The following is an 833-nucleotide window of genomic DNA, read 5'->3' on the forward strand; positions in this document are numbered from 1 at the left end:
TTAGGCTCAGGATCCATTGATTTGATTGCAGGAATCTGATTCAGGCTCTGCAAGGAGACTGAAGATGAGCGATCTGTTTTGGCTGACGGACGAACAGATGGATCTGTCTGCGGCGGTTCTTTCGCAAGGGCTACGGAAAACCTCGCGTCGATGACCGCCGTGTGCTGAGCGGTATCATTTTTGTGAACGGCAATGGTATGCGCTGGCGTGATGCGCCCGGAAGTACGGTCCACACAAGACGCTCTCCAACCGCGGGAAGCGTTGGGGCGACATGGGCATTTTCATGCAGATGATGGATGGCTTATCTGCTGCAAAGGCCCAGCCTCGGACCATCATGATTGATGTGACGTATCTCAAGGCGCACCGCACAGCTTCGAGCCTGCGGCTAAAAAGGGGGATCCAGGCCGCCTGATCGGTCGCACCAAAGGCGGTAGAATACAAAGCTCCATGCGATTACCGATCAGAACGGACGACTGCTAAGCTTTTTCATGACAGCAGGACAGATCAGTAATTACACCGGAGCCTCTGCTCTGCTGGACAGCCTGCCCATGGCACAATGGATGCTGACGGACCGGGGTTATGATGCTGACTGGTTCAGGGATGCCCTGGAGGAAAGAGGGATCAGGCCTTGCATCCCGGGACGGAGATCCCGCGGAAAACTAGTCAAATACGACAAGAGAAAATATAAGAGCTGCAATCGCATCGAGATCATGTTCGGAAAGTTCAAGGACTGGCGGCGTGTTGCAACACGCTATGACAGATGCCCGACCGTCTTCTTCTCAGCCATCTGCCTCGCCGCAGCCGTCATCTTCTGGTTATGAGTCCTGAGCCTA

1 pseudogene is annotated in these 833 nt (G+C 54.4%); it reads left to right on the top strand.

Going from position 1 to position 833, the window contains the following annotated elements:
* The first annotated feature begins 64 nt into the window (after positions 1–64).
* Positions 65–821, top strand: a pseudogene (locus GCE01_RS16630) (IS5 family transposase).
* Positions 822–833: the final 12 nt, after the last annotated feature.

Origin of the sequence: Gluconobacter cerinus, assembly GCF_002723935.1 — a bacterium.
Lineage (GTDB): Bacteria > Pseudomonadota > Alphaproteobacteria > Acetobacterales > Acetobacteraceae > Gluconobacter > Gluconobacter cerinus.